This window comes from Gluconacetobacter sp. (genome assembly GCF_047721585.1).
GTDB lineage: Bacteria > Pseudomonadota > Alphaproteobacteria > Acetobacterales > Acetobacteraceae > Gluconacetobacter > Gluconacetobacter dulcium.
Genome location: NZ_JBDNXE010000149.1, coordinates 1 through 8,782 on the forward strand (window position 1 = coordinate 1; position 8,782 = coordinate 8,782).

9 protein-coding genes are annotated in these 8,782 nt (G+C 67.4%); 6 read left to right on the forward strand and 3 right to left on the reverse strand.

From position 1 onward, the window contains the following. Positions 1 to 143: 143 nt before the first annotated feature. Positions 144 to 1,118, reverse strand: a complete 975-nt coding sequence (locus tag ABF821_RS18295) for a bile acid:sodium symporter family protein (protein WP_415531114.1) — start codon at positions 1,116 to 1,118, stop codon at positions 144 to 146. 166 nt (positions 1,119 to 1,284) lie between these two features. Between ABF821_RS18295 and ABF821_RS18300 the strand changes: the two genes are divergently transcribed. The 3 genes from ABF821_RS18300 to ABF821_RS18310 all read left to right on the forward strand — a co-directional run bounded on the left by ABF821_RS18300 (position 1,285) and on the right by ABF821_RS18310 (position 3,845). Next, a complete protein-coding gene (locus ABF821_RS18300) occupies positions 1,285 to 2,217 on the forward strand; it encodes a hypothetical protein (RefSeq protein ID WP_415531108.1) in 933 nt (310 codons plus the stop codon). A 321-nt stretch (positions 2,218 to 2,538) separates the two neighbouring features. Then, a complete protein-coding gene (locus ABF821_RS18305) occupies positions 2,539 to 3,135 on the forward strand; it encodes a cupin domain-containing protein (RefSeq protein ID WP_182973006.1) in 597 nt (198 codons plus the stop codon). After that, complete coding sequence (locus tag ABF821_RS18310) at positions 3,132 to 3,845, forward strand: NADPH-dependent F420 reductase (protein WP_415531109.1); 714 nt, start codon at positions 3,132 to 3,134, stop codon at positions 3,843 to 3,845. The genes ABF821_RS18305 and ABF821_RS18310 overlap by 4 nt, the downstream gene beginning before the upstream one ends. Before the next feature lie 49 nt (positions 3,846 to 3,894). On the opposite strand, the gene ABF821_RS18315 is transcribed toward ABF821_RS18310, so the two are convergent. Further along, positions 3,895 to 4,440 (reverse strand): HdeD family acid-resistance protein, encoded by a 546-nt coding sequence (locus ABF821_RS18315; RefSeq protein WP_415531110.1) that lies wholly within the window; start codon positions 4,438 to 4,440, stop codon positions 3,895 to 3,897. 167 nt (positions 4,441 to 4,607) lie between these two features. Here ABF821_RS18315 and ABF821_RS18320 point away from each other — a divergent pair, with 167 nt between their 5' ends. The 3 genes from ABF821_RS18320 (at position 4,608) to ABF821_RS18330 (ending at position 7,647) form a co-directional block, all read left to right on the forward strand. Then, a complete protein-coding gene (locus ABF821_RS18320; protein WP_415531111.1) occupies positions 4,608 to 5,108 on the forward strand; it encodes a hypothetical protein in 501 nt (166 codons plus the stop codon). Between the two features lie 249 nt (positions 5,109 to 5,357). After that, complete coding sequence (rpsD, locus tag ABF821_RS18325) at positions 5,358 to 5,975, forward strand: 30S ribosomal protein S4 (protein WP_182973003.1); 618 nt, start codon at positions 5,358 to 5,360, stop codon at positions 5,973 to 5,975. Positions 5,976 to 6,075: 100 nt separating this feature from the next. Further along, positions 6,076 to 7,647: a peptide chain release factor 3 gene (locus ABF821_RS18330; RefSeq protein WP_415531112.1), complete on the forward strand. Its 1,572-nt coding sequence runs from the start codon at positions 6,076 to 6,078 to the stop codon at positions 7,645 to 7,647. On the opposite strand, the gene ABF821_RS18335 is transcribed toward ABF821_RS18330, so the two are convergent. Continuing rightward, the coding region (locus ABF821_RS18335) for an MATE family efflux transporter (protein WP_415531113.1) at positions 7,619 to 8,782 on the reverse strand (1,164 nt) is incomplete at its 5' end. The genes ABF821_RS18330 and ABF821_RS18335 overlap by 29 nt on opposite strands.

Sequence of the window (8,782 nt, forward strand, 5' to 3'; positions counted from 1 at the left end):
CGCGGCTGGCGGTGCGTTCCAGGCAGCGGAGCGGGCTTGATGCGGGCCCGGTGCCCCGCCCCGACCCCCAACGCACAGCCAATCGCGGTCACTCCGCCACCAACCCGGCTTTAGGACACGCTCCGAGGCGTCAGAACGCTTTTCTAGAGCGCCTCGGATTCCTGCCGGCGCTCCCAGGCATCGGCATAACGCCGGGCCAGCACCGCGCAGACAAAGAGCTGGATCTGGTGAAAGATCATCAGCGGCAGCACCACCAGCCCCACGGTCGCGGCGGGAAACAACACGTTCGCCATCGGCACGCCCGATGCCAGGGTCTTCTTCGACCCGCAGAACACGATCGCGATCTCGTCTTCCCGCGGAAAGCCCAGGACCCGGCTGCCCGACATGGTGATCAGCAGCACGAGGGCGAGCAGGATACTGTCCGCCAGCATGATCAGCCCGATCTGCGAGAGCGGCATCTGGTGCCACAATCCCTGCACCACGGCCTCGCTGAACGCGGTATAGACCACGATCAGGATCGACCCGCGATCGGTCATGGACAACAGGCGCTTGTTGCGATGCGCCCATTTACCCAGCCACGGTTGCAGCACCTGCCCCAGCACGAAGGGCAGCAGCAATTGCAGCATGATGGCGACAACGCCCCCCTGCCCCGAAGCCGTGCCGTGGCGCGCCAGCACCAGCCCGGTCAGGACCGGGGTGATGAAAATGCCCAGGATGTTGGACGTGGTCGCGGCACAGACGGCGGCCGGCACATTGCCGCGCGCGATCGAGGTAAACGCGATCGAGGACTGCACCGTGGACGGCAGGCAGCACAGGAACAGGATGCCCAGCCAGACCGACGGATGCAGCATGTTCGGAAACAGCGCGTGCAGGCCCAGCCCCAGCAGCGGAAACAGCGCGAAGGTACACAGCAGGATGGCCAGATGCAGCCGCCAGTTCACCAAGCCCCCCACCACGGCCTCGCGCGACAGACGCGCGCCCTGCATGAAGAACATCACGGCGATGACCGCGATCGCCAGATCCTGAAAGACCGGCACGGCGGCGCCACGACAGGGCAGGACCGTGGCGAGGATCACGGTGCAGACGAGGCTGATCAGGAACGGATCGGGCTTGAGCATCAGAAACAGTCCGCTGGCGGTGGATACACTGGATTTTAAAGTCGAGTCGGCGGTCCGCACCATGGACCGGCGCGATCTCCGCCGGAATATCGCAGCGTGCCTCGCCTCGGTCACGATCCCGTGCCAAGGAAGGGCGGTATAGGATCGTAATTGCCGGGGCAAGTCGATGATCACGCGCATTCCCGTTCTGCCGCTTCTCGTCGGCACCGTTCTCGCCATGACCGGCACCGCACGCGCCGCCCCGCTGCCGCCCGCCTGCGCCATCGGCACGGCCGGCAGCCTGTCCACCTCGCCGGCCGGAGCCACCGCCCACAATTACGGGCTGCATTTCTCACCGGGCGCGGGCGCCCCTTCGCTGCACGCCGCATCGGTCACGGTCACCGGAGCCGGCGGCAGCGCCAACGACATGCACGATATCCTCGACGCCGCGTCGGTCGTGCTGCTGGGGGCGCTGGTCAACCATCATGATGCCGGCTGCACGGCGGATTATTTCCTCTCGACCCTCCAGCCGATCCTGTCCGGACTGGCGGCCGGCAGGGCATATGACATTTCGTGGTCCGCACCGGTCGCCCATACCGGCGCGAAACAGATCCGCTTCGCCGCCCTGCACCTGCATCTGTCCGGCGGCAGCGGCACGCAGCCCATCGCCGTTTCGCTGGACCTGCACGGCGCGGGCATGAATGGCGACACCGTACTGGCATCCCTGCTGCCGCAAGACGCCCAATCGGATTTCACGGTGCCGGCCCAGGCACTCGGCCCCCTGCTGGCCGCGACCGCCGGCCGCCCGGCCCACAGTGTCGCCGTGCCGGTCACAATCCGGACGTTACAGGCGCGCCGTGGCGACATGCAGCTTGCAGGCAGCGGCTCGGCGGAGCTGACCGGCAACCCCGACGCGGCCTCCGCCCGCGGCCATATGAGCATGCGCAACCTGCCCGAACTGATCGAAGTCCTGCGCGCCGCCGGCCAGACCCGGCCGGCCGCCGCCCTGATCATCGCCAATCTGGTCGGGCATCATACCGATGCCACCGATACGGCCTGGGATGTCGAATGGTCTGGCGGCATCCTCACCGTCAATCACATCCCGCTCCCCCTGCGCTGAGAGCCTGACCGCAAATGCGCGCTGGTGGCGTGTCCTCCGCGCGTTTCCTGCGCTTCGGTGCTCACGGCCATCAAGGCCGCTCCGCTCCGATGCTCGGAAACACACGCCGGGCGCGGCCCTGACGGGCCGCTCTCGCTCACCAGCCCACATTTTCGGTCAGGCTCCGAGAGACAAGCCTGTCTGCACATACACGCCGGCGGCGACCCGACGCACGGTTCCAGAGCGGCTCCGCGCACCGCCTCTTAAACTGCTTTTCACTGGTCGCCCGTTTCACGAACGAGACATAGTAACGCCTCCACCAACCGCTGGAGGATACCGGACATGACCGTCTCGCGACGCGCTTTCCAGACCTTCCTCGCCGGTCTCGGCCTCTCGCTGGCCGGGGCGGAGGTGCATGCCGCCGGCGCGCGCGACCATGACGTCGAGTCCTTTATGCTGCCGCGCAACGACTGGGTGCCCAACAACGACCACCTGCCGGTCCTCTATTACCGCAACGTGCTGGCCCTGCCGGGCCACGACCCGGCTTCGGCGTTCGAAGACCTGTTCACCGCCAATGGCTGGCCACCCCAATGGCGCTGGGGGGTCTATGATTTCCACCATTTCCATTCCACGGCGCACGAGGTGCTGGGGGTCGCGTCCGGCTCGGCCCGGCTGATGCTCGGCGGCCCCGGCGGCCGGGTCGTCGATGTCCGGGCGGGTGACGTCGTGCTGCTGCCCGCCGGCACCGGCCACCGCAACCTCGGCTCGGATGACGATTTTCTGGTCGTCGGCGCCTACCCGCCCGACCAGCATTTCGACCTGCGCCGCAACGCGCTCTCGGCCGAGGAGATCGCACGGATGAACCACGTCCCCTTCCCCGCCAGCGACCCGGCAAAAGGCGCCGGCGGCCCGCTGACGGCCCTGTGGCACCAGGCATGACGCACAGCATGCACCGCCGCACGCTCCTGGCCGGACTATGCGCCCTGCTGCCCGCCCGCCGCGCCCTGGCGGCGCAATCGCTGCGCATCGGCACCATCGGGGCCGGTCATGTCGGCAGCACGCTGGCCGGCCTGTGGCTGCGCGCCAGTCATCCGGTCATGCTCTCGGCCAACGATATCGCCTCGGCCCGCGCGGCGGCCGAGGCGCTGGGCCAGAACGCGCAGGCCGGCACACCGCAGGATGCCGCCCGGTTCGGTGATGTCGTGCTGCTGGCCGTTCCCTACGGCGCGCTCCCCAGCCTGGGCGCCAGCCTGCGCGACCTGCTGACCGGGAAAATCGTGATCGACGCCTGCAATCCCTATCCGTGGCGCGATGGCGAAATCGCCAGCACGGCGCGCGAGCAGGGCGCGGGCATCACCACCCAGTCCTTTTTCCCCGGCGCGCACATCGTCCGCGCCTTCAATTCCGAAGATATGTCGACCATCCGCGCCGAGGCCCACCGCCCACCGCCATTGCTGGGCATTCCCTATGCCGGCGACGACCCGGCGGCCATGCGCACGGTCGGCACCCTGATTGCCGAGGCCGGGTTCGACCCGGTCGCGGTCGGCCCGCTGGCGGCCGCCCGTCTGTTCCAGCCCGGCTCCGACGGGTTCGAGGCCGACCTGACGGCCGCGGACCTGCGCACCCGCCTGCACCTGCCCCGGACATGAAAACGGGGGGCCATGCCCCCCGCATCCGTCTTCTGGATGGTTCCCTGCGTCAGGGACCGGTCAGAGCATTCGCCTGACGTAGCGCAAGACCGAACTGTACCCAGCCCACGCCGGCGGCGATCAGTTCCACCGCGATGAAGGTGCCGATCAGCCACAACCCCGACCAGGGCAGCGTCATATACAGGCACACGCCGACCAGCAGGCTGATCAACCCGGCGCCCAGAATGATCCACCAGCCGTTCAGTTCCCGGTGGCGCGCCGCGATCAGCATGCGCATGGTTCCCGATACGATCAGGCACGCGGCAATGAACAGCGTCAGCACAATCGACCCCGTGACCGGCTCGTACATCAGCGAAATACCACCAGCGACGTAGAGCGCGCCGCCCAGCAGCGACAGCATGAAGCCACCCCAGTCGCGCACCGCGAAAGCATGGAACAACTGCGCCCCACCCGCGATCACCAGCACGATGCCGATGATGACGGTACTGGCGAGGGTAACGGAAATCGCATCGATCCAGGCAACAATGCCCAGCGCGACGGACAGCAGACCCAGCAGGACGAATAGTTGCCAGCGCTGCGTAAACGGGGTGGCCATGGCTTCTCCTCAATATTACCTGGAACAGTCGATATTGTGGATTATACGGACTTTACGGCGTACTACACCGGCTTTTTTTCATCCCTCCCGCCATGCGGCGCGTGACCGCCCTCATCCTGCGAGCCCCGATGACGACCCTTGCCGAGCTCGGCCCGCGAATCTGCATCATGGGCCCATCGAATAGCGGAAAATCGACCCTGGCCAGCGCGATCGGGCGGGCACGCGGCCTGCCGCCCATTCATCTGGATCAATTGTCCCACCTGCCCGGAACGGATTGGGTACCAAGAGCGGATGAAGACTTCATGACCCTCCACGATGCCGCCATTTCGGGCCAGCATTGGGTCATGGACGGCAATTATTCCCGGTTCCTGCCGCAAAGGCTGGCACGCGCGACGGGCTTCATCCTGCTCGACACGTCTACCGCGACAAGCCTCCTGCGCTATTTCCGTCGCTCATGGTTCGAGCATGAACGCCATGGCGGACTGGACGGGGCTCAGGACAGAGTCAAATGGGACATGATCCATCACATCGCGGTCGCAACCCGAAAGAACCGCCGGAAGTACAGGGAACGATTCAACCGGATCAGCCTGCCCAAGATCAGCCTGTCCACGCCGGGCGCAATCGCGCGCTTCTACCGTTCGGAAAATCTTGTCCGCTCCGCATCCTAACCCAATCCCCGGCCCACCACCACCATCTCATCCGGTTGACAGGCCGGGGCCGAACCGCCTATAGGCCGCCTCCACTGCCGGGAACGTGGACGGACCGGCCGGTGCCTGATCGGGTGATTGCTCCCCGGCACCGGTAATGCGGTTCGCGCCCGCCCTGTTCATGCGGAACAGGGCCTACCGGTGCAATACAGGGCGGCAACCGGCCTTCGGGCCACGATGCCGTCCATCGACTATGAAAGACCGCGCGCGATGAGCAAGCGCCTTGAGAGCAAGTACAAAATCAATCGCCGCCTTGGCGTCAACCTGTGGGGCCGCGCGAAGTCGCCGGTCAACAAGCGGGAATACGGCCCCGGCCAGCACGGCCAGCGCCGCAAGCAGAAGCCGTCGGACTTCTCGGTCCAGCTGATGGCGAAGCAGAAGCTGAAGGGCTATTACGGCAACATCAGCGAGAAGCAGTTCCGCAAGTATTACGACGAGGCCGTGCGCCGCAAGGGCGACACCTCCGAGAACCTGATCGACCTGCTGGAGCGCCGGCTGGACGCGGTCGTCTATCGCCTGAAGTTCGCGATGACGCCGTTCGCCGCCCGCCAGTTCGTCAGCCACGGCCACGTCACGGTCAATGGCCGCAAGGTCAACATCCCGTCCTTCCTGGTGCGCGATGGCGACGTGATCGAGGTCCGCGAGAAGTCCAAGCAGCTCGCCATCGTCCTCGACGCGGCGCAGAGCGGCGAGCGTGACGTGCCGGAATATGTGGAAGTCGATCACCGCCAGATGAAGGGCCGCTTCGTGCGCGCGCCGAAGCTGTCGGACGTTCCCTACCCGGTGCAGATGGAACCGAACCTGGTCATCGAGTTCTACTCGCGCTGATCCGGTCTTCCAGACCAACGACCGCAGCGCCGGGCGCGGGGGAATCCCCTGCGCCCGGCGTCTGTGTTTCTGGGACCAGCCGCCCGAACCATCAGCCCGCATGGATTTTGCCGTGAACGCCGAGCCCTCCACCGACCTCGCCCCGACCATCGCCCGCGAAATCGCCCGGCGGCGCACCTTCGCCATCATTTCGCACCCCGACGCGGGCAAGACCACGCTGACCGAACGCATCCTGCGGGCTGGCGGCGCGATCCAGATGGCGGGCAACGTGCGGGCCAAGGGCGAACGCCGCCGCACGCGGTCGGACTGGATGGGCATCGAGCGCGATCGCGGTATTTCCGTCGTCACCTCGGTCATGACGTTCGAATATGGCGGCTGCATCTTCAACCTGCTCGACACACCGGGCCACGAAGATTTCTCGGAAGATACCTACCGCACGCTGACGGCCGTGGACTCGGCGGTGATGGTGATCGACGCCGCCAAGGGCATCGAGGACCGCACCCGCAAGCTGTTCGAGATCTGCCGCCTGCGCGATATCCCCATCGTCACCTTCATCAACAAGATGGACCGCGAGGCGCAGGACCCGTTCACGCTGCTGGACGAAATCTCCTCCGCCCTGGCGCTGGACACCGCACCGGCCACCTGGCCGGTCGGCCGCGCCGCGCAGTTCGCCGGCACCTACGACCTCCGCGAGCGCCAGCTTCATGTCTCGCCCCCGCTGGAGCAGTCCGACCCGCGCATGGTGCAACTGGCCGAGGAACTGGAACTGGCCGAGGCCGCGCTCCCGACCTTCGACCGCGAAAGCTTCAATGCCGGCCACCTCACGCCCGTCTTCTTCGGCAGCGCGATGAAGGAAATCGGCGTGACCGACCTGCTGGACGCGCTGGTGGCCTTCGGCCCCCCACCGCGCGATCAGGCGACCGAAACCCGCACCGTCCGCGCGGACGAAACCGGCCTGACCGCCCTGGTCTTCAAGATCCAGGCCAACATGGACCCCAACCACCGCGACCGCATGGCCTTCGCGCGGATCTGCTCGGGCCGGCTGGAGCGCGGCATGCGGCTGAAGCACACCCGCACCGGCAAGCAGTTCGCCCTGCACACGCCCCAGTTCTTCTTCGCCCGCGACCGCCAACTGGCCGAGGAAGCCTTCGCCGGCGACGTGGTGGGCATCCCCAACCACGGCACGCTGCGCATCGGCGACACGCTCACCGCGGGCGAGGACCTGCGCTTCACCGGCGTCCCGCATTTCGCGCCGGAAATCCTGCGCCGCGTCCGTCTGGACGACGCGATGAAGGCCAAGAAGCTGCGCCAGGCCCTCACCGAACTGGCCGAGGAAGGCGTGGTCCAGCTTTTCCGCCCGCAGGACGGCGCGCCGCCGATCGTCGGCGTGGTCGGCACGCTCCAGCTCGACGTGCTTCAGGCCCGCCTCAGCGGCGAATACGGGGTGACCATCGGCTTCGAATCCACCCCCTACAACCTCGCGCGCTGGGTGGTGGGCGACAAGACGAAGCTGGAACTGTTCGCCATGGCCAACCGCTCGGCGATGGCCGACGATCTGGACGGCGACCCCGTCTTCCTCGCCGGCTCGGCCTTCATGATGCGCCGCACGGCCGAGATGAACCCCGACCTGACCTTCCATGACATCAAGCAGATCGGCGTGGAATCCCGCTGATATCGGCCTCGGGCGGCGTCACGGCCGCCCGTTCCCTGCCTAGCGTATAGACAACCCGCGCCCCCAGCATCAGCGCCACGACCACCAGCGCCGTCGCCACGCCGCCCCATAGCCCCACCACGCCAAGCCCGCACCGGAAGGCCAGCCAGTTGGCCAGCGGAAAGCCCACGCCCCAGTAGCCGGCGATGGCCAGCACCATCGGCACCATGGCATCGCCCCGCCCGCGCAGCACGCCCACCAGCACCGCCTGGGTGCCGTCGGCCATCTGAAAGATCGCCGCCACCAGCAGCGCCGCCGTGGCGATCCGCGCGCTCTCCGCATTGGCCGGCACCGACGGGTCCAGATAGAAAGCCACGATCCGGGCACGCAACAGATAGATCAGGCACCCCACCACCCCCATGCCGGTGATCGCGGTGCCCACCGCCACCCGCGCCGCGCGGCGCACCCGCTCGGGCTGCCCCGCTCCGGTCCAGTAGGCCGCCCGCACATTCGCCGCCTGCCCCAGCGCCATGGTCACCATGTAGGTGGTCGCGGTCACGCTCAACACGATCTGGAACGCCGCCAGCGCGCGCGGCCCCAATGTCGCCGCCTGCAACCCCGTGACCTCGAACAGCATGATCTCGGCTCCGGCCGCCGCGAACATCGGCAACCCCAGCCGCAGCAGCACCAGCATGTCGGCCGCAAACGGCCGCAACGGCCACAGCAGCAGGCGCAGATGCGGCCGGGAATGCACCATCGCCAGCAGCACCAGTGCGCTCCCCCACATGGTCAGCGCGGTCGCCAGGGCCGATCCCTGCAACCCCAGCGCCGGCAGGCCGAACAGCCCGTGGATCAGCGCCGCGTTCAGCACGCCGTTCACCACCGCCACCACCGGCATCACCCGCAGCAGCAGCCCCTGCGCATCCAGCGCCGGCAGCACCACCTCCACCACCCCGGTCCCGATCAGCGCGGGCGGCACGCCCCACATCAGGATATGGGTAAAGGACGACACCGGGCCGACAAAGGACTCGGGCTGGTGCATCAGCCGCAGCAGCGTGCCCGCCTGGTCCAGAATCACCAGGCACGGCAGGCACAGCAGCAGCGCCGTCACCAGCAGCATGGCATGGATCGGGGCGATCCTGCCGCTGTCCCCCCG

Bases quoted from the DNA above. Each gene is read 5' to 3' on its own strand.
- ABF821_RS18295 (WP_415531114.1), bottom strand. From the start codon at position 1,118: ATGCTCAAGCCCGATCCGTTCCTGATCAGCCTCGTCTGCACCGTGATC.
- ABF821_RS18300 (WP_415531108.1), top strand. From the start codon at position 1,285: ATGATCACGCGCATTCCCGTTCTGCCGCTTCTCGTCGGCACCGTTCTC.
- ABF821_RS18305 (WP_182973006.1), top strand. From the start codon at position 2,539: ATGACCGTCTCGCGACGCGCTTTCCAGACCTTCCTCGCCGGTCTCGGC.
- ABF821_RS18310 (WP_415531109.1), top strand. From the start codon at position 3,132: ATGACGCACAGCATGCACCGCCGCACGCTCCTGGCCGGACTATGCGCC.
- ABF821_RS18315 (WP_415531110.1), bottom strand. From the start codon at position 4,440: ATGGCCACCCCGTTTACGCAGCGCTGGCAACTATTCGTCCTGCTGGGT.
- ABF821_RS18320 (WP_415531111.1), top strand. From the start codon at position 4,608: ATGGGCCCATCGAATAGCGGAAAATCGACCCTGGCCAGCGCGATCGGG.
- rpsD (WP_182973003.1), top strand. From the start codon at position 5,358: ATGAGCAAGCGCCTTGAGAGCAAGTACAAAATCAATCGCCGCCTTGGC.
- ABF821_RS18330 (WP_415531112.1), top strand. From the start codon at position 6,076: ATGGATTTTGCCGTGAACGCCGAGCCCTCCACCGACCTCGCCCCGACC.